Annotated in this window: 18 protein-coding genes and 1 pseudogene; 11 read left to right on the top strand and 8 right to left on the bottom strand. The window is 63.1% G+C overall.

All coding sequences use genetic code 11. The features are described from left to right. The first annotated feature begins 76 nt into the window (after window positions 1-76). The 8 genes from RCH15_RS16450 to RCH15_RS16415 all read left to right on the top strand — a co-directional run bounded on the left by RCH15_RS16450 (window position 77) and on the right by RCH15_RS16415 (window position 8,698). Window positions 77-1,750, top strand: a complete 1,674-nt coding sequence (locus RCH15_RS16450) for a Mu transposase C-terminal domain-containing protein (protein WP_326961737.1) — start codon at window positions 77-79, stop codon at window positions 1,748-1,750. After that, complete coding sequence (locus RCH15_RS16445; RefSeq protein WP_442784528.1) at window positions 1,744-2,661, top strand: TniB family NTP-binding protein; 918 nt, start codon at window positions 1,744-1,746, stop codon at window positions 2,659-2,661. The genes RCH15_RS16450 and RCH15_RS16445 overlap by 7 nt, the downstream gene beginning before the upstream one ends. Next, entirely contained in the window at window positions 2,658-3,860 is a 1,203-nt protein-coding gene (locus tag RCH15_RS16440; RefSeq protein WP_326961736.1) for a TniQ family protein, read from the top strand. The genes RCH15_RS16445 and RCH15_RS16440 overlap by 4 nt, the downstream gene beginning before the upstream one ends. A 1,161-nt stretch (window positions 3,861-5,021) precedes the next feature. Continuing rightward, entirely contained in the window at window positions 5,022-5,633 is a 612-nt protein-coding gene (locus tag RCH15_RS16435; protein ID WP_326961735.1) for a recombinase family protein, read from the top strand. A 150-nt stretch (window positions 5,634-5,783) separates the two neighbouring features. Next, window positions 5,784-6,392: a recombinase family protein gene (locus RCH15_RS16430; RefSeq protein ID WP_326961762.1), complete on the top strand. Its 609-nt coding sequence runs from the start codon at window positions 5,784-5,786 to the stop codon at window positions 6,390-6,392. A gap of 110 nt (window positions 6,393-6,502) precedes the next feature. Then, the gene (locus tag RCH15_RS16425) at window positions 6,503-6,925 is read left to right on the top strand and encodes a nucleoside 2-deoxyribosyltransferase (RefSeq protein ID WP_326961734.1); all 423 of its coding nucleotides are present in this window, start codon (window positions 6,503-6,505) and stop codon (window positions 6,923-6,925) included. A 389-nt stretch (window positions 6,926-7,314) separates the two neighbouring features. Continuing rightward, complete coding sequence (locus RCH15_RS16420; protein WP_326961733.1) at window positions 7,315-8,136, top strand: alpha/beta fold hydrolase; 822 nt, start codon at window positions 7,315-7,317, stop codon at window positions 8,134-8,136. Further along, on the top strand, window positions 8,048-8,698 hold the full coding sequence (locus tag RCH15_RS16415; protein ID WP_326961732.1) for a TetR-like C-terminal domain-containing protein: 651 nt from the start codon (window positions 8,048-8,050) through the stop codon (window positions 8,696-8,698). Before RCH15_RS16420 ends, RCH15_RS16415 begins: the two co-directional genes overlap by 89 nt. A gap of 245 nt (window positions 8,699-8,943) precedes the next feature. On the opposite strand, the gene RCH15_RS19125 is transcribed toward RCH15_RS16415, so the two are convergent. Then, window positions 8,944-9,756 carry an alpha/beta fold hydrolase gene (locus tag RCH15_RS19125; protein WP_442784534.1) on the bottom strand — a complete coding sequence of 271 codons (813 nt, stop codon included), beginning with the start codon at window positions 9,754-9,756 and terminating at the stop codon, window positions 8,944-8,946. Window positions 9,757-10,080: 324 nt separating this feature from the next. On the opposite strand from RCH15_RS19125, the pseudogene RCH15_RS16410 reads away from it, so the two are divergent. After that, window positions 10,081-10,248 (top strand): annotated as a pseudogene (locus RCH15_RS16410) (ATP-binding protein); the annotation flags it as partial. 360 nt (window positions 10,249-10,608) lie between these two features. Here the strand turns inward: RCH15_RS16410 and RCH15_RS16405 are convergent. Beyond that, complete coding sequence (locus RCH15_RS16405; RefSeq protein WP_326961731.1) at window positions 10,609-11,460, bottom strand: carbohydrate kinase family protein; 852 nt, start codon at window positions 11,458-11,460, stop codon at window positions 10,609-10,611. 718 nt (window positions 11,461-12,178) lie between these two features. On the opposite strand from RCH15_RS16405, the gene RCH15_RS16400 reads away from it, so the two are divergent. Both RCH15_RS16400 and RCH15_RS16395 read left to right on the top strand, forming a co-directional pair. Further along, window positions 12,179-12,811: an HD domain-containing protein gene (locus RCH15_RS16400; protein WP_326961730.1), complete on the top strand. Its 633-nt coding sequence runs from the start codon at window positions 12,179-12,181 to the stop codon at window positions 12,809-12,811. Between the two features lie 392 nt (window positions 12,812-13,203). After that, entirely contained in the window at window positions 13,204-13,440 is a 237-nt protein-coding gene (locus RCH15_RS16395) for a hypothetical protein (RefSeq protein WP_326961729.1), read from the top strand. Window positions 13,441-13,491: 51 nt separating this feature from the next. Here RCH15_RS16395 and RCH15_RS16390 read toward each other — a convergent pair whose 3' ends face one another. From RCH15_RS16390 to RCH15_RS16365, 6 genes are all read right to left on the bottom strand, one after another. Further along, window positions 13,492-14,304 carry an ExeA family protein gene (locus RCH15_RS16390; protein WP_326961728.1) on the bottom strand — a complete coding sequence of 271 codons (813 nt, stop codon included), beginning with the start codon at window positions 14,302-14,304 and terminating at the stop codon, window positions 13,492-13,494. Next, complete coding sequence (locus tag RCH15_RS16385; protein WP_326961727.1) at window positions 14,301-15,014, bottom strand: Mu transposase C-terminal domain-containing protein; 714 nt, start codon at window positions 15,012-15,014, stop codon at window positions 14,301-14,303. The genes RCH15_RS16390 and RCH15_RS16385 overlap by 4 nt, the downstream gene beginning before the upstream one ends. 116 nt (window positions 15,015-15,130) lie before the next feature. Next, complete coding sequence (locus RCH15_RS16380; RefSeq protein WP_326961726.1) at window positions 15,131-15,322, bottom strand: HNH endonuclease; 192 nt, start codon at window positions 15,320-15,322, stop codon at window positions 15,131-15,133. Then, window positions 15,319-16,881, bottom strand: coding sequence for a reverse transcriptase domain-containing protein (locus tag RCH15_RS16375; protein ID WP_326961725.1), 1,563 nt, complete (start codon window positions 16,879-16,881; stop codon window positions 15,319-15,321). The genes RCH15_RS16380 and RCH15_RS16375 overlap by 4 nt, the downstream gene beginning before the upstream one ends. Window positions 16,882-17,227: 346 nt before the next feature. Further along, window positions 17,228-18,214 carry a DDE-type integrase/transposase/recombinase gene (locus tag RCH15_RS16370; protein WP_326961724.1) on the bottom strand — a complete coding sequence of 329 codons (987 nt, stop codon included), beginning with the start codon at window positions 18,212-18,214 and terminating at the stop codon, window positions 17,228-17,230. A 29-nt stretch (window positions 18,215-18,243) separates the two neighbouring features. Then, window positions 18,244-18,681, bottom strand: coding sequence for a hypothetical protein (locus RCH15_RS16365; protein ID WP_326961723.1), 438 nt, complete (start codon window positions 18,679-18,681; stop codon window positions 18,244-18,246). Window positions 18,682-19,588: the final 907 nt, after the last annotated feature.

The raw sequence follows: 19,588 nt of genomic DNA, 5'->3' as shown, positions 1-19,588 counted from the left end.
GATCGTTGGACCTGGCCCGGTGCGTGAGGTCGCGGCGTCGCCCGTAATTAAGTCCGCTGCACGAGTAGGGACTGGCATGGAACCGGAATCAACACCGATCAGTGGGCACGGTTTGCTGACCATGCCGGATGCGGTCTGGGAACTGGCACGCCGGCGGGCTGAAGTCATCGCGCCGTTGGCAGGGTTGAGCATCATCGGTAAACAGGCGGTCGACGAAGCTTCCAGGGAGCTGGGTATCTCCAGGCGGCATGTTTATCTGCTCATCAAACGCTACCGTGAGGGCAGCGGTGTGGTGACGGATGTTGCCCCCGGACACTCCAGCGGAGGCCAGGGCAAAGGCCGGTTGCCTGAACGCGTCGAGGCCGTGATTGACGAGCTGGTCCGTAAGCACTACCTGACGCGGCAAAAGCTTTCCCGGGCGGCGTTCTATCGCGAGGTCGTTCAGGCGTGCCGGACCCGGGAGCTTCCTGTGCCGGCGCTGAATACTGTCACTCGCAGGATCGCCCGGCTGCATCCGGTGGAGGTCAGGCGCAGGCGTGAGGGTAGGGACGCCGTCCGGCCGTTGCAGTCGGCCGGCGGGAACGTGCCGGCCGTCGTGGCGCCGTTGGACCAGGTGCAGATTGACCACACTGTGATTGATCTGATTGTCGTCGATGACCGGGACCGGCAGCCCATCGGCAGGCCCTACCTGACGGTTGCCATCGATGTTTATAGCCGGTGCCTGCTGGGAATGGTCGTGACCCTGGAGGCGCCGTCGTCGGTGTCGGTGGGCTTGTGCATCGCGCATATGGCCTGCGAGAAACGGCCATTGCTGGAAACACTGGGCGTGGACGCGGCCTGGCCGATGAGCGGCAAACCCAGGGCATTGTTCCTGGACAACGCCGCGGAATTTAAGAGCGAAGCGTTGCGCCGTGGCTGCGAACAGCACGGCATCAGACTCAACTACCGGCCGCCGGGCCGCCCGCACTACGGCGGCATCGTGGAGCGCATTATCGGCACGGCCATGCAGCGGGTCCATGAACTGCCGGGCACGACCTTCTCCAATCCCGGACAGCGCGGCGGGTACGATGCCGACAAAATGTCCGCCCTGACCTTGATAGAGCTGGAACGCTGGCTGACATTGGCAGTGGCCGGCTACCACGGCAGCATCCACGAATCCCTGAACCAGACACCGGCCGGGCGCTGGCATGAAGGGGTGAGGGAGTTCGGAGCGCAGCCTGTCGTTGCGCACCCCGCGGCGTTTCTCGTCGATTTCCTGCCGGTCATCCGTCGCAGAATCACCCGGACCGGTTTTGTCATCGACCATGTCCATTACTTCGCGAACGTGCTCAAGCCGTGGATTGCGCGGCGGGACCGGGAGGAAAAATTCATCATCCGGCGGGACCCGCGGGACATCAGCAGGGTCTGGGTGCTGGAACCGGAGGGAACGGCCTATGTGGAAGTGCCGTACCGTACGGTTTCCCATCCGGCGGTGACGTTGTGGGAACACCGGCAGGCGCTGGCGCGGCTGCGCCAGCAGGGACACGACCAGGTCAACGAGGAAGCACTGTTCCGCATGATCGATCAGATGCGTGAGATCACCGCCACGGCGCAACGGGCAACCCGCAGATCACGCCGGGATCTGCAGCGGCGGCGCCACCTCCCTGTCTCCGGGACCGCGAAGACCCCGGCGGCGCCCCCGGATGAGATGCTTCCTCCCACGAATGACACCGCAGCAGCCCGTCCTTTTGAAGAGGTCGAGCAGTGGTGAGCATCGATGACTACCCTCCGCCGGATCTCTCCCACCTCCAGCCCTGGGCCCAGGCCATGGCCCGCCTGCCGGCGGAGGAACGGATCCGGCACATCCGGGCGGACCGCTGGATCGGCTACCCACGGGCCGTCCAGACCCTCACCCGGCTCGAAACACTCTATGACTGGCCCGGCAAACAACGCATGCCCAACCTCCTGCTGATCGGACCGACCAACAACGGCAAGTCAATGATCATCGAACGGTTCCGACGCCAGCACCCGCCACACTCCGCCGCGGACCAGGAACACATCCCCGTGCTGTGCGTCCAGATGCCCTCCGAACCGTCCATCCCGCGGTTCTACACGACCGTGCTGGCCGCGCTCGGTGCGCCCACGGGACCGCGCCGGCGCGTAGCTGACCTCGAACAGCTGACCCTCGCCGTGCTGCGCCGCGTCGGCGTGCGGGTCCTGGTGATTGACGAACTGCATAATGTGCTGGCCGGCCGGGCCGATGTCCGGCGCGAATTCCTGAACCTGCTGCGCTTCCTGGGAAACGAGCTGCGTATCCCGCTGGTGGGGGTCGGCACCCGCGAGGCCTATCTGGCCATCCGTTCCGATGACCAGCTCGAAAACCGGTTTGAGCCCATGACGCTGCCCTTGTGGGAGACCAATGCAGACCTCTCGTCCCTACTGGCCAGCTTCTCCTCCTCCTTCCCGTTGCGCATGCACTCGAATCTGGCGGCCGAGGACATGGCCCGCTACCTCCTCACCCGCAGTGAGGGAACCATCGGGGAGCTCGCATCGCTCCTGACGGAAGCGGCAGTTGCGGCGGTGGACAGCGGCGAGGAATCCATCAACCACCGGACGCTGACCCTCGCCGGCTACGACGGTCCCAGCGTCCGGCGCCGGAAGTTCGAACGCGAACTCAGATGAGACCCCCGGAACGCTGGCCCCTGCACCCGGCACCTGCAGAAACGGAATCGCTGTCCTCCTGGCTGCGGCGGATCGCCGCCGGGTACGGCCTGCACTCGTACGAGCTGCTCGAACACGGACTCGGCCACCGGGAACTCAGCGACCCCGAGCTGGATCTGGACCCGGCGACGCACCTGCTCGAAGAGCTCGCCAGGCGCACCGGTCTTGACCAACACCGCGTAGACGCTATGACCATGGCCGGATGGGTGCCTTGGCTCTTCGACAGCCTCATCCCTGCCCCCGGCGCCTACGAAACCTATGTGCACCAGCTCTCGGTGCTCCTGCCGCCCAAGCGGCGCAATATCTACGCCCCGCGGAAGTGGCTGCCGTGGCTCCCGGGCACCGGTGCGCGGCGGGGATGCCCGGACTGCCTGGAATCCAGCCCGACGGTACTGCTCTTCTGGCAACTGCCGGTCATGGCCAGCTGCCCGGTACACGGGCGCCGGCTCGAAACCTACGAAGGGCGTCCGGCGGACTACATTCTCTGGACCACCCCCGCCCACGACCAGCGGGCGCTTCCGGAGTCGTTGTCCCTCATGGACCGGCGCACCTGGCAGGCGATAACGACCGGTTCCGTTGACCTGCCCCGCTATCCGGTTCACGCCGGCATCTGGTTCCGGCTGCTGCGTACCCTCCTGGACGAACTCACCACAGCCCAAGGACGATATGGCCGGCAACTGGACGACGTGCGTCGTGTCTGGGAACACTGCGGGCACCCGTTCCGGGCCGGCCTCTTTTCGTGGCAACCGTTCGAGACCCTAAACTGGACCGCCCAGCAGCAGCTGCTCGAAGCAGCAGCCGCCGCAATGGAACTGATCGAAGCCGGCTCACTGACAGCCCTGGGAACCGCCGCCCACCTCCTGCGCCCCGAACCAAACCCCCCGATCAGCGACGGAACCCGGCCTGGCCGACCGACAGCCACCGCCGACGCGCAGAACAGGCCGACTCTGGAGGAGCTCTGGAAGCAGACAGTGGATTCACTGGACGCCGCCATTGCGGCAGCCAAAGCAGACCCGGTCGTCGCGAAGCAGCTCTTCGACGTCGCGCGATACGGGTGCCGAAGTGAAGAATCCGTGCGCGGTGTCCGGGAAACCTTCGCCGAGCTTCAGATACCCCTCGACTTCCTGTCACAAACAAAAGATCAGCAATCCTTTACATGACTTAGAATAAATAACGGGTTAAGTGACATCTTCAGATTCCTGCGACACTTGGAATCACGTTGTCACTTAAACGAACGTATAAATGACAGAGGAGAACTGCCGTGCTCGTCGGCTACATGCGTGTCTCGAAAGCGGACGGTGTCATTTTCAGAAGTGGTCTGCACTGAATGTCCGAAGTCCTCTGCACTGCGTGACTGCCAGCGCTGGCTCCTGTGTCGAGGGCAGCTACCTCCGGAGGCCGTTATGCCAGGAGCATGCTCCCTGTTTGCCCTTGCTCTGCGTTGTCGCACCGTCTGCGCAGTAACCAAAGTTTCCACCGGCTGTGCCGGGAATATCGAGGAGGTCGGCATTGACGGCAACATAGTTCGCTTGACCCCATTTGATCAGGGCCTGATTGAAGTCTCCGACGCGTTTTATGTCGTCAATGTCTCGCTGATGGAGAAGCTGTTTTAGGAGCAAGGACCATGTGAATCCGGCGGCCGAACTCATCTCGACACCGTTGGTGCAGCCATCTAGGGCCGCTCCTGCCCTGCCCCAGTCTGCCAAAGATTGCTGGTTCTTAGGATCCAGTCCATTGGCCTGCGTTGGTACCAGCAATCCTTCGGCTGTGATGGCGAAGTCCTTGCAAATTGCATCGTGTAGGCGATCCCACTCAGGCCTCGTGAGCGTAGTTCCGTTCACCCTGTATTGCCCGGAGATAGTTGTATATATATGTTCGGCGTCCGGAGTCGCAGGGCGGAGCGTAGGCCGTGGTGGCAGCTGTTTTGGTGAATAGGTCGACTGCACCGCGGAAGCAGCCGGCGTCGCCGAAAGATTTGGGCTGCAGGCTGCAATGCTCGCGGTGGCGAGAAGACACAGCACGGACGCCAGAACGCCCCTCGTATTCATAAATGCAGCGTACGACATGACCGGGATAACCACACGAAACGGCTCCTCGGGTTGCACGCCGTATCGTTTTGCCGCAGCCTCAGCCTCAGACCTCGGCCACCCCGTCTTGTTTGATTCCTACAACATCGCAAACGCCTTCCACAACCAAGGAAGTGGAACGACCTTGGGAGGCCATACAAAATTTGCGACGCGCCACGAAAATTCGTTCCACAACTATGTTCACTTCGGCGTCCCGGGCCGAGCGTGCAGGATAAGTATCGGTACAGTTGTCCCATGGATATTGGGTACGCCCGCGTCTCGACCGCGAAACAGGACCTCGACCGGCAGATCGACGCGCTGCGCGGCGAGGGGATCCCCGCCAAACATATCTACGTGGACAAGAAATCCGGATCCACCACGAACCGGCCCGGACTGCATGAAGCCCTCGACCAGGCCCGCGACGGGGACGTAATCGTGGTGCACACCCTGGACCGGTTGGGCCGTACCGTCCGGGACACGCTGAACCTCATCCACGACCTGGCAGGCCGCGGCGTCGGCGTCCGGAACCTGGCCGACCCGATCCGGGTCGATTCCGCCAATCCGGAGGATCCCATGTCGCAGCTGGCAGTGGTGATGCTCGCGCTCTTCGGCCAAATGGAACGAACCTATGCAATCGAACGCGCAGCTCACGCGCGTGCCGTTGCTGCTGCCAAGGGTAAAAAGATCGGTCGGCCCAGCGTGATCGATCCAGCGAAACTGGCCTACGCCGCACACCTTCGCGATCAGGAAAATCAGTCCATCTCCGAGATCGTCGAGGCCACCGGTATTACCCGCTCCAGCCTCTACCGCTACCTGCCGCCCCGTCCACCGGAAACGCTGACCGCCGAGACCCAGCCGAGCGCCTAAAATCCCGGACGGCGGTGGAGTTTCGTGCAGGCGACTTCGGACAGAATGACGGTTGGTGCACACGACTTCAGACAAAACGACGGTTGGTGCAGACGGCTTCGAACGCCTCGATGTCAGGAGTCCTCTGCACTCGCCCTATACTTCCGCGGGATCCGGTGCAGACGACTTCTGAAACTGACAGACGGCTCACAATCGACCGATCTGCAGCGTGATGCGCTCCTGGCCGCCGGCGTGGACGCGGACTGCCTGTATGAGGATCAAGCCTCCGGCAGGAAGGATGACCGGCCGCACCTGACCTCCTGCCTGAAGGCCCTGCGCCACGGCGACACCCTGGTGGTCTGGAAACTGGACCGGCTGGGCCGGGATCTGCGGCATCTGGTCAATATCGTCCACGAGCTCACCGAACGCGGCATCGGGCTCAAAGTCCTCACCGGCCAGGGCGCCGCCATCGACACCACCACGGCTTCCGGCAAACTGGTCTTTGGCATCTTCGCCGCCCTAGCCGAATTCGAACGTGAGCTCATCTCAGAACGCACCCTCGCCGGGCTCGCCTCAGCACGGGCACGTGGACGGAACGGCGGGCGTCCTTACAAGATGACTCCCGCGAAACTCCGGCTCGCTGTGGCGTCCATGGGAAAACCCGAAACCAAAATAAGCGATCTTTGTGCCGAACTTGGCATCACCCGCCAAACTCTGTACCGGCACGTGTCGCCCAGCGGGGAGTTGCGACCCGACGGCCAAAAACTACTTGCGCGGTAGACGCACAGGGGAGTTGCCCGTGTGGCAACGTCATTGAAAGGATCGACAACATACCGAGGCTAAGGGTGATGGTGCGTAATGGTCGCAGGCCCAATCAGGAGGCAGAAGCTTTGAAAAGGTTCTATGTTGCGTCGAGCTTCAGGAATATCGTCAACGTCCGGTACATCGCGCAAACCTTGGAAAGCAAGGGCTACGTCAACACGTACGACTGGACCCAGAACGCGTCGGCGCGCGATGCGGGTACAGCCACCCTCGGTGACCTGCGCTCCATCGGGCAGCATGAGAGAGATGCAGTGATAGGTGCCGACGTCGTCGTAATCCTGCTTCCAGGAGGGAAGGGCACGCATGTTGAGCTTGGCATCGCGATCGCTCAAGGCAGAAGGACAATCCTGTATTCGCCGGACGAAGTCATCAACAACCTTGAGGCCACCAGCACGTTCTACCACCTACCTGAGTTGGAGAAGTGCCACGGAACTCTAGATGACCTCTTAGCTATGATCGTCGGCCGAGAAGTGACCGTTGCCGCTGTCTGACTCGATTCGTGTCGCAGTGAAGGATCGGCATACGTCCACGACAGCGTTGTGCAGAGGACTTCTGACATCCTGTGCAGTCGGCTTCTGAAAATGACAAAATTTTCCCTGTCTTCCTGGGGTCGGATCCGGTGTCTTGAAAATCTATCCCTTATTGAGACCTCCAGACGGCCGTATAAGGCCCCCTCACCGGGCAATTTGGCGGGCGGGTCTTACGGGAATCTAGCAGCCCGGCATCGCGGATATTTCGACGAGTGCTGAGAAAGGCGGTGGGGCGGCCCGGTGGAAGACCGGCTTACGGGACGTCTTCCAAAGAGAGGCATGTATCGCGCTTCACCCGGTGTCACGAGAGATAGATTGACAATAGCCATAAAGCTAAGTAGATTAGCTACATGACTTCGACAATGCACACCAGATACCTCGACCGGCCCGCCCAAGGGAGAATCGCCTACGACGTGCACGGCACTGGGCCGCTCATCTTGCTCGTCCCCGGCATGGGAGAGTTGCGGTCGACCTACCGCTTCCTTGCGCCCGCCCTCGTTGCCGCCGGCTACACCGTCGCGATGACCGACCTCCGCGGCCACGGCGACAGTGACGCCGGCTTCAGCAGCTTCGGCGACGTGGACACCGCCGGCGACGTCACCGCTTTGCTGCGCGAGCTCGGGGAGCCCGCGGTTATCGTCGGTAACTCAATGGCCGCGGGCTCGGCCGTCATCGTCGCCGCGGAGCATCCCGAGCTCGTCTCGGGGCTAGTGCTCGTCGGACCATTCGTCCGCAACCCAGCCGTCAGCGCCATCAGGGCGCTGCTCTTCCGCGTCATAATGGCCCGCCCTTGGGCGGTCGCCGCATGGAAGGCCTACCTGCCCACGCTCAACTCCGGCACGAAGCCTGCCGATTTCACCGAGTACCGCGACCAGGCCGTCGCCAGCATGAAACGCCCCGGCTACGCCCGCGCCTTCAGCCTCACCACCCGCACGGACCACGCGCTGGCCGAGGCGAGCCTGCCCGCGGTCCACACGCCAACCCTCGTGGTGATGGGAGAAAAGGACCCCGACTTCAAGGACCCGCAGGACGAGGCCGAGTGGATCGCTGAGGCCCTGCGCGGCAACGTCGTCTTGGTGCCCGATGCCGGCCATTACCCGCACTCCCAACAGCCCGATCTCACCTCGGCTGCCGTTCTGCGCTTCCTCGCCGGCCTCAGCAACCGTGCCTAGAGCCGGCCTCGACTCGGCGATCGTGATCGAGCGCGCCGCCCAACTGCTTGACGCGCGACCGAACGACGCACTCAGCCTCGCTGCCCTCGCCGAAAGTCTCAACGTCAGGACGCCCTCTCTCTACAAACATGTCGATGGGCTCACGGGCCTACAGCACGGCATCATGCTCCGTGCCAAGACTGACCTCGGCCACGTCATGGGGCAGGCCGCTATCGGGCGCTCCCGAGACAGTGCCATCACTGGGATGTCATTGGCATACCGTGACTGGGCTCTAAAACATCCTGGGCAATACCCACTCACCGTGCGTGCCCCTGAGCCTGGTGACGATGATGATCAAGACGCATCCTCCGCTATCACCGACGTCGTATTCGCAGTTCTCGCGGGATACGACCTCCACAGCGATGACGCAGTCCACGCAACCAGATTCCTGCGATCCGCACTCCACGGCTTCGTTGCCCTGGAAACAAACGGCGCGTTCGGACTACCCGTTGACCTCGAACGTAGCTTCACCCGTCTCGTCGATAACGTCGTGACCGCCCTATCTGCCTGGACACGTTCTTGACCGCCGTCATGAGCGCTGCTCCAGGGCAGCAGATATCCCCGCCCTGCTGGCGCGCTGGCGAGAAACCGGCCGCCCCATCGTTTCCGTCCGCCACGACTCCGCCGCACCTCCTCACCCCTGCACCCGGACAACCCCGGCAACGAGTTCAAGGACATCATCACCGGCACCCCGGATCTCCTGGTGCGCTGACGAACCCGAATTCCGTTCGATGCACGATCTCTCGGCGGCGTGCCCCGCGCGAGGTTTCACATCGAGGCTCTGGCCCGCCACGTAATCTTCCTCCACAGTGACCTCCCATTCAGGAAAGCGGTCATGCTGTACCGCGGAGAGCCGAGTCTGTGCCCGCTGAAGGATCCCCATGCGGGACATGGGGATCGGCCGTGCAGACGACTTTGGACATTTCGTGCAGATGACTTCGGAAAATGACAGCTGCTGTCTGAATCAAGCTGGGACACAATCTGCCCCCACTCGAAGGCGCTGTCGACAAACACCAGCTGATTGATCCGGGCTCGGAAGCGCTCACGGGCCCGCGTCGGCAACCGGATCACTTGGGTAAAGGACGTCACGAGGTGCTCAAGACTATGCACACCAGCGATTGTTACCATTCGGCCCGTGGTGACCCCCATCCGCACGGCGTGGAAAGCGGCAAGAACGCCGAATGAATGCCCGACAACCGCGTCGAAATGACCATAGCGTGCTTCCAGTTCCCGGATGATGCCTGCCCATTCGACTACGTTGGAAGGTCCCTTCCCGGACGCCCCGTGGCCGGGAGCGTCAAACGAAACGAGCATGTGACCGTCCCTCACCAGTGCCTTCACAAGATGACTGAACCGGGACGCCCGGCTCCGCCAACCGTGCACAAGCAGAATAACCGAGTTACCGGTGCCCCAGGTGTACACCGTCACTGCCGTGCGGCCGAACACCACCTGCTCCACGGCGGCGGACTCGTGGACCTCTCGTTCTACGGCTCGGACGGAAGATGGCCTGCCAAGATGCCAAAACAGCACTGCCGCTAGGCGGGCAGCGATGTAAGGGCTTACTGCGTCCAACAACCGCATCGCTACGGGAACCATCCAGCCAGGCACGCTCATAACACCTCTCCTACTACATATGCGAACGTTCGTACAGTAACGTGTTCTCTGCCTGCTCCGCAATGCCGAAGAAAGGGAAGATTGCCGCGCCTGGGGCAGACGTACTACCTCGGCTGCAGGTCGACGAGTGATTCGAGCCGGTCCGGCAAGATCGGGGCCGCCCGAGAAGTAGTGGAGCGGTCTGTCGATGTTCTACCGGTGCTGCCGATCATGGTGACCGCGTCGAGCGAAAAATCCGATCCGGAGGAAAACCTACTTTGTGATTCCTCTCGCAGAGATAGGAGCTGGGCATCCATCGCCTGCGCTTCCAACGCCAACTTCAGCGGGTGGGGCCAGGCCTTCACCGATCCCCGCCTCGCGGCGGCCATCGTGGACAGGCTGACGTCCCGCGGCCACTCCATCAACACCGGAACCGATGCCTACCGCCTCAAAACCACCCGCCAAGTACGGAAAGGATAACCCCGGCCGCCCCGGCGGCCAGGCAGTAAAACCCTACCCGGGGTGGGGCCAAAACAAGCGACTAACCCGGGGCCAAATCAACTTGCTATTCCCAGCGAGCCTGACCCGCCAGGACCGCACCGTCGCCGGCTCACCTCGACAACCCGGGCGATCCACCCACTCGAAGGCCCCTCGTAAGACATCGGCACTCCACCTCCCGGTGAGACGCCGTCCGGGAGGTGGAGAGCGCCTCCAGCCGCGCGCGCTGAGAACCAGAGACCACCGAAGAAAGAGCAACATTCGTAATATGGTGGTTCTCATCTGCGGGTAGGTGGTTCGCGGGTTAGTGGGGGAGGAACGCCCTGCAACGCCGAGGCGGAATCAACGCCCGAGCACCGGGTGCAGATGCTCACTCTCAATCGCGATGCGGGCCTGCGCCGCAGCTGCCCGGAGGGCACGAGCAACCGGCGCGCCGCGCAGGGTCGCAGCCAGGAAACCGGCCATGAACGCATCGCCGGCACCGTTCGTGTCCACCACTTTGGCGGGAACTGCGTCAACCTCATGCTGCGTCCCGTCCTCTTCGAGCGCGATCGCCCCTGCCGCCCCGCGTGTGCACACTGCCAAGCGAGGGCCCCGCTCTAGGCAGGAGCGCATGAGCTCCCAGGGATCGTCCGTCCGGTCGTCATTCATGAACACGGCGTCGGCCGCACGCAGGAATGGCTCATGGAACGCCGACGATCCGTCGTAGTCGTGAAGATCCACCCACAGCGGTGACTGTCGGACTTTTTCGCGTTCCAGCAGGAGAACACCGAGTTCGCTCAGGTCAATCACGGTTAGATCCGCTGCCGCCATCACCGCCGCAGCAGCTTCGAGCTCATCTTCCGGTGGCGTGGAAGGGGTCGAAACATAAAGGGATACTCGGCCGCTCTCGGCCATGAGGTTGACGTGGCGCTCGGTGCGGTCAGATGCAATCGTTTCGACGGTAACGCCGGCCGCGATGAGGGCGCGGCGGACCCGCTCGCCATCGCCGTCCGTCCCAAGAGGCGAGCATAAGCGCACTCCGATGCCGAGATCCGCAAGGTGCAGAGCCTTGCCCGCCGAGGTGCCCCCGACAGTCTGCCAGGAGCGGCGCGCGAACTGCATGTGCGGGACAGGCTCCGGGAGGTGGTCAAGGACGATGAGGTGGTTCCACGAAGCGGGGCCGCAGACAGCGACCGTCGGAGAAACAGACATGGTCCTATCCAAGCATGGTCAGGGACCTGGTTGGCCAGAGACACCTCCCTGACGAGCGCAATTTCCGCGCGGTACCAGCCGAAGCGTTTCCTGCTGAGGCATGCTGGCCGGCGATCTTTCCGCGACGAATCTCACGCGGGCGTCAGCAGCAGGCCTGATTTTCGGTTGTTGACGAGGTGCGCCAGAATTCCCGGAGGGTTAGAAAGCGCCAAGTCCTCAGAACCCTCAGGCCATCCCGGATGTCCCAGCCTGCCCCGGAGCTGGCGGCCCGCTCCCCGCGTAGCTGCTTGACGAGATGTTCACGCTCTTGGTGCTGCAGCTTCAGCCATTCCTCGGGCGGAATATAGTTCACGGAAATGTCCTTTCAAAAGGCCCCGAGGGCACTAAATATCGATATGCATCAATATTTAGAGTTTCGCAGATATATCGAAGTTCGTCAATGTGCCCTTCGTCCGGCATGAACATGCGGAGCACTAGAAGGCCTTCACGCGTCGAAGTGGCCACCAGGGCGCTCGGGAGCTTGCTCGATGGATAGCTCAGTCGTTTCGCCGTTGGAGAACGAGAAGGCGAAGGCGGTGCGCAGTGGCCCCGGTTCCGGCAGATCGCCAACATTGGATACATATCCCAGGAGAAGGGAACGCGCGGAATGGCAGTATATGGTTAATATATGTCATTTCTGCCATTTTGATTCAGGCGGCCAATCGTTAGCGTAGGGGACATGACATCTTCAATCGACCTGCCGTCCACCCCGGTCGCCCGCGCGGCATTCGCTGTAGTACAGGCTTCGGAGAGTCCCTCGGTAGCCAATCACAGCATTCGGAGCTTCCTGTTTGCTGAACTTCTCGCGAAGCACGAGGGCGCACAGAACGATGCGGCATATGACCGGGGCCTTCTCTTCGCGGCCTGCATCATGCATGACCTGGGTACCGGCACCAAGGCACCCGGCGAGGAACGGTTTGAGGTGGAGGGCGCCGATCTGGCTGCCGAAATCCTAACCCGGCATGGTGTGGCGGCGGGGGACGTTGACCGGGTCTGGGAAGCGATCGCCTTGCACAGTTCACCGGGCATCGCCGAGCGTCGAGGACTTCTCGCCTACCTGACAACGGAGGGGATCGGGATCGACTTTGGCCACAAGGCCGACGTCGTCATGTCACAGGAGCAACGCATCCACGCAGAGTACCCGCGGCTGGACATGGTCAAGTCGCTCACTGACTCGATCGTCACTCACGCCGCCCGTTCGGCCGCCGCCGCGCCGCGCTACTCGCTGCCGGGCGAGCTTGCCCGCGAAAGAAAAGAACAAGGTGTCAGCGCCATGGAACTGGCCGCGTCTTCCTCCGTGTGGGGATGCTGACCGCCAGCAGCGAACGTACGCGGGGCGAACTTACGGCTATTAGAATCCACTTCTACTTCGGCCGACGATAAGGCGGGCCGGCAGCGTTTCACTGTGTCCGGTGGCACGCCACCGGACACAGTGAAACGCTAACGGCTTATCACGGCTGAACTTTCGATTGAGTGGATGACGAGGATAACTTTTCGCCCGGGATTCAGTGAGGCCGTCAGATGGGGCGCTCCCAGAGGACGACGACGCCGCTAAGTTTGTCGGATCGGTAAGGCTTCCGTTCGTCCGCGGCGCGCGTCCAAGTGACGAAAATTCTGCCCAGGGAGCAACCGCTGTGGCCCAGCCGGAACCCACTGCAACCTCTGACCCACCGAGCTAGGGCTTCTCGTTCGGCACCCTGTTGGATGACGGTGCAGCAGTCTATGTTCGGCACCCGGGTCAATATGGTCAAGAACTCCCTAATCGGGCACGGAACCACCGAGGTCGTCATCACCGACCTGTATGTGATTGCCACGAGCGGCAAGAACGTATACCTCGGCCTGGTGTTATCCGTCGCGTTATTTGACGGTGTGGCCGTCTTGTCCGGTGACGATGGGCCGGGTATGGAAATGCCCCGCCGGTGGTTTCCGGCGGGGCGTTGATCGTTATGGTGACGTGGCGGTCGTGATCGGTGACGTCGGCGTCAGAGGGGGTTACTCGCTGTTTTCGGTGATCGCGGATTGGGCTGCGCCGAGGTCCACGATGGACTTGTTGCTGGCGTAGGTAGCGATCAGGGAGGCCACGGCGAGGTTGTTCACGGCCCGCGGGTATCCCCTTGATGCCTGGTGGATCGCGGTGGTCGCGTCGTCGGAGAACAGCGGGTCGGAGCGGCCGGCGTATTTGAGGTGCTGACGGATGTAGTCGGTGGTGTCGGCTGGTCCCATTCCGGTGATCGTGTAGCGGGTGGAGATCCTTTGGTCCAGGGCTGCCAGGACGGCGAGTTTGAGTCGGCGGCGCAGGGTGGGCTGGCCGATGAGCAGCAGCGCGAAGTGCGATCCGGTATCCATTTCGGTGTTTGTGAGCATCCGCAGGGCTTCCAGGTCGGTGTTGCTGAGCAGGTGTGCTTCGTCGATGACGACCACGGGCGGGCGGGAGCGTTCGTCGAGTTCCCCGGCGAGCAGGGACGCGGTCTGGGATGCCAGGACACCGGAGTAGAACACGGGTTGGCCGCCGAGTGCGGTGACGATCGCGGTGTGGATCCCGCGCATGGTGATCGTTGGGTCCGCGATGTAGATGACCTGGTGCCGGGAGGGTTCGAGTTGGTGCAGTGCGGCCCGGACGGCGACGGTTTTCCCGGCGCCGACTTCCCCGGTGATGACTCCGAGCTGGCGTTGGGAGACGCACCAGTTGATCCGGGCGATCGCTTCGCGGTGGGAGGGGTGGGCGTGCAGGGCCTGGGGCGGGACGTCCCGGCCGAAGGGCATTTTCGTGAAACCGTAATGCGTCTGCAGGGTTGCAATACTCATCGGCTCAGTTCCTTCTCTGTTCCGGCGGTCCGGGCGGTGTAGGTATTGGTGGTGTTGGCGGCGATTTTGTCGAAGCTGATCGGCGCCCCGGCCATGGTGTCTTTATGTCGGTCCGCGACCAGGCGCAGGTAGTCGATCCCGGAGGAGGCGTTGACGGCGCCGGTATCGGCGTCGGCGGCGGCTTTGGCCGCTTTGTGGTGGACGTGGCGTCGGATCTGCAGCAGGACCGCTTCCCCGGCCGGGACTCCGCCGGCGGCTGTGACGGTGATGGGCCCGGTCAGGTCGAACGGGTCATAGATCAGCTCGACGCGTTTGCCGGCCAGCAGCGGGTCGACCTGGTAGGTGTTGGATTGCAGGGACACGGTCGCGGATTTCGTCACGGTCCGGTGCGCTGACCAGCGGAACGCTTCGGCGATGACGTCAGGGTCCCTCCGGTCCGGGCAGCGGTTGGCCCAGCCTGCTTCCCAGCGTGCCAGCGGTGTTTGCCCGGTCGTGGAGTGGACACTTTGGTGGTAGACCATCTCCACCCAGGAGATGAACAGCGCGTTCAGCTCCTCCAGCGAGGAGATAGCGGTCCCGGCCGTATCCGCCCCGGCGGTGCCGGCACCGCCGGTGGTGGCGGCGGGCGTGATGTTCTCTGTTTTGTTGGCGCCGGCGGGGGTGATTTCGGTGAGGAACTGCGAGGTCACGGTGTTGGTGGGGTCGGCCACGCGGCGAGGTGCCCTTGGTGGGGTCCTTTTCCGCGTGGCCTCCCTCCGAACCGGACGTGCCAGTTTCCCGGCATCCGGCTCTCCAATGATGTTGACGTGACGCTGATCCCGGTGTGTTACCGGTGGGCGAGTTCGTAACAGCTGCCGCAGACGATGAGTGTTTTTCGTCGTCGTGCGGCCATGATCTGTGCCCATTGCGGTGCGGTGTCGGACCGGTCGAGGTCGGCGAGGGCCTTGACGTGGTGCACCCGCACCCCGTCGCGGCTGCCGCAAATCTCACATACACCGTGCCGGAGCCTATCGATCAACTCCTTGTGCGGGTATGCCGTCCTGTAATCAGGCGGTCATTGATGACCGCCGTTTTCTGCCGTGCGAGTGGAAAACCGCCAAACCGTGCCACTAGTGGCTTCATGCCCTTGCGCTCGAGTGTGGCCTCGAAACAGGTCCGCAGGCCCTGGGATGTGGAGATTTTGGCTTTGTAGCGTGCCGCCATCTTCGATACCGAGGAGCCGTGTTTACCTGCCAGGGTTTTGAGCATGGAAGTTTCCATGACCCACCGCAGCCGGTGCATCTTGCGGATGTCACCGGCAAGCATGTAGTACTGGGCGATACCCCGATATTTGGCACCATAGTTGGCCACGATGCTGTAGTCATCGTGCCCGATCCATGCGGCCCGGCGTCCGGGTTTCCCCTTGGCCATATACGGGGCGGCAGCCGATTTGATCGCCTCGTCGGGGACGCCCAGCTGGATCTCACCGTTGACCGCACGGCGGCCATTGCGGTGGTACCGCTGATTGTGCCCGATTCGAATGTCATAGCCAAGGAATCGCGCCGCGCCCGTGCGGGCGTGGGTGACCAGTGTCTTTTCAGGGGAGAGTTCAAGCCTGAGTTCCTCACGCAGGAACACCCCCAGACGCTCCTTGATGGCCTCGGCTTCGGCCTTGGGCCCGGCGAACCCGAGAAGGTGGTCATCCGCATAACGGATATAGCGCAGACGCCGGTAGTCGGGATCTTGCGGATCCTGGCTGGGCAGGGCGTATTGACGGCGGCGAAGCTCCCGCACTGCGGAAGTCTCACCGCGCCGCCGCGCCCTAAGGATCTGTGCTTCCACCGACCGGTATGCGGGATTTCGTTTCCGCAACCGGCCCCGGGTGTAGTCCGGAATGAGTGTGTCCTCAACAAACTCGTCCAACTTATGCAGGTAGATATTTGATAGCACCGGCGAGGCGATACCGCCCTGGGGTGCGCCCGAAACCGTGGCACCCCACTTCCAGTCCTCCAAGTACCCGGCGGTCAGCATGCCGGATATGAGGGCCAGGAAACGCCCGTCATGAATCTTTTCCGACAAGATGCCGATCAGAACTTGATGATCGAGCGATCCAAAGCAGTCGGCAATATCTCCTTCGATGAACCACGTGGTCCCCTTCCACACATTGGCGACCTCCCGCAACGCGGTATGGCAGCCCCTGCGTGGCCGGAACCCGTGAGAGCGGTCGGAAAACGTCGGCTCGTAGTACGCCTCAAGGAGCAGGCGCACCACCTCGCCAACGAGTTTGTCCGACCACGTCGGCAGGCCCAGAGGGCGGGTCTTCCCATTCTTTTTGGGAATGAGAATCCGCCGTGAAGGCTTGAACCGGTAGCGTTCGTGACGCATGGCCTCAATGATGGCCCCGATCTTGCCCATAGACATGCCATCCACCGTTTCCGCTGTGACCCCCGGGGTCATCGCCCCCTTATTGGAGTAGATCCGCCCATAGGCCAACAGATAGAACTGCGGGTTGAACAATTGTCGATATAGCTCATTGCACGGCAAACCGCGTTTGCCGCGTTCACGCAAGATGCCCAGAACTGCTTCGGCGCTTTGCATTTCGCATACCTCATTTCTGCTGGTCACCTTTCACCATCTGGCCCCCTTCGCCCTGTGGACGGCTTTCCCGTCCCCCGTGGCCGGTCGTGACACCGGCGACTAATACGAGGCCTCCGTCACCATGGGGCTCGCGCCCGGTAGGTGATCCCACGTTCGTCGCTGCTATACGTATCGAGCATGATTTAGGCGCCCCATTCATCTCCTTAAAATGCCTTCATTGGGCATCGCTCCTGGTCCCGAAGGTTGCCGCAGTGTTTTTCCTCCCCTTGGCAGGACCGGCACCGGCAACGGGTGTCATTTCCGGTGGATGTGAACTTTCATCTTCTGGAGATTGGGATTCAAGCAATCAAGCCTTCGCCATGTCACGCGGGTCTTCCCGGCGCACCGTCCCTAACACCTGGGCACGGTCACCGGTTTTCTGGCATGCTCTGGTCCCCATCACCTTTCGGTATCCGGGTAAGCCATCAGACCCACAAACCTCCCTTCGAGTTTGTCCCGGCTGCACCGGGGATATAGCAGCGCGCCTCGTGGCGCACAAGAACCGCTCGATTTTGCCGCGGCCCTGGGGCCGGTAGGGCCTGGAATGCGTGAGCCGGATACCGAGACGGGCGCAGGTGCGGGCCAGGGATGCATCGACGAAGGCTGAGCCGTTGTCGACATAACAAATTCCCGGGATTCCGCGGGATTGCAGGGCCGGGCGCAGCGCGGCGGAGAGCCTGACGGAGTCCTCGGCGAACGCCCACCGGGCAGCTACGACGAGGCGGGAATGGTCATCCAGGAACGCGAACAAATACGTTCTCCGTCCGCCGATCCGGGGCCCGTGCAGTCCGTCGCCGACCCAGAGCTCGTTGGGGTAGTCCGCTTCGAACCTTCCGAAGACCTCCCTGACCCCGGTGGGGATATCCAGGGACCTGAAGTGGCGCAGCAGCGTTGATTCCGAGGGTGCGTCGCCGAGGGTATCGATCATGATCCGGCGCACCTGCGCGGCGGTGCGTGCCGGTTTTTCACGTTTGAGTGTCGCGGCCAGGGACAGGATCTGTTCCGGGGTGGCCATGCCCTGGGCGCGGGGTTTGGGGATGAGCCCGTCGAACCCGCCGGCACGCCAGGCGCGGATCCACCGGTCGATGGTGTCCTTGGATATCCGGATGGTCCCGCCGAACGGGCCCGGATGCTCCCGGGTGGCCAGGGCCCGCACCAGCGGGCCCCGCTGGCGGGTCGTGACGGACGCGTCGGCTGCTTCGCGGATGAGCTGGTAGCGGAACATCGCGATCTTCTCCGCCCGCTCTTTGCGGGCAAGTCCGTCACGGGAAGTGGTGTTTTGGGAGCCGGCCATACGGGGCTCTCCTCTCAACTGGGCAGTGGTTACACCTGCCCCGGATCAGGGCAGGTGTTCCCCACAGCGTGCCGGGCCGGCTCCTCCGGGCATAAGGGCGGGTTGGTGTTGGGCCTCTTTTCCCACCACGGCCGGCAGAACAGCCACCCGTTGCAGGCCGCGATCCCGGCCTGGACCCACGCCACCGTGACGAGCGCACCGAAACGCCCGCCCAGGACCCCGGCATAGGCCAGCAGGGCCGAGAGCGCCCGGCCGGCGTCACCGGCCGCGGGTCTGGGCCAGACCCCGGCGGCATCCGGAGCATCACGGAGGACCAGGGCCGTGAACATCCCGGTGATTTTCGGCGCGCACCGGCTGAAGTCCCGCAACCAGTCACGCACCGTCGAGGCCGGCCGGTCCAGCCAGGCGGCGATCACCCGGTGCCCCTGGCCTTTGGCCGTCTTGGCTTCGATAGCGGAGGCGATCACTTCGGCACCATCGGCCCGCCGGGCAGCCAAAGATACGGCCAGCAGCACATGCGTGGCCGCGCATCCGGCGCACCGGGCCCGGCGGGGATGATACCCAACCAGGTCCTGCCCGGCGCCGGTGCCATGGCGGATCTTACGGAATCTGGCCCAACCCCACGGCCGCAGTCCGCCGGCACACTTGGGACAGGCCAGCTGCCCGCCAAATAACTCCGACTCGACAACCTCAAGATCTTGTTTTACCGTGAGCATCAGCGCGGCCTTCCGCGTTAGAACGGTCCGGCGTGGAGCTTCGAAATTCTGACGCCGGACCGTTCGTTTAACCGGTCATCGTCACTCTGACGCCGCCGACCAGCTCAAATCAAGACTCTGCGGGGAAAACGGGTATCGTCACCGGCCACGACCGCGCCACCGTCAAACAATGCGACGCTCAACACCTGGTCCGCCGTGAAGGTGACACAGTATCCGGCGGCCGCTGGCTCTAACGCCCGACGAGTTGGCCGCAGCCGACGCATACGAGGTCGAAGCCTACGCCCGCCGCCGTGTGCCCACAGGAGCCCTCGGACAAGCCTGGTGCTACGTCTCCGCTGACCCTCTGGACGTGGCCGAACGCATGGCCCTGATCGACGACAGTATCGCCACGGGCGCTGCACCCTGGACGGCGACTGGGCCGCCCGGGTCGCCTCGAGACACATCGCCCGCGACGAGGAGAACAACCGGTTCTTCAACCTGTCCTGGCCCGGCGCCACCATGCTCGAGGTCCTGGACTCCGCCGAGGCCGAGGTGTCCGCCCGCCGCGCCGACACGGTCCTAGTTGTACTCAGCCAGCAGGTTGGTTACATCTGCTGATGGGTGGTCGTCCTCCGAGGGCTGCGTGGTTTCTGCGGTGGTTGTAGAAGTCTAGCCAGCC

The organism is Arthrobacter sp. MP_M4 (assembly GCF_035984855.1).
Lineage (GTDB): Bacteria > Actinomycetota > Actinomycetes > Actinomycetales > Micrococcaceae > Arthrobacter.
The sequence above is the reverse complement of the archived record's forward strand: the minus strand, read 5'-3'. Positions and strand labels throughout refer to the sequence as shown.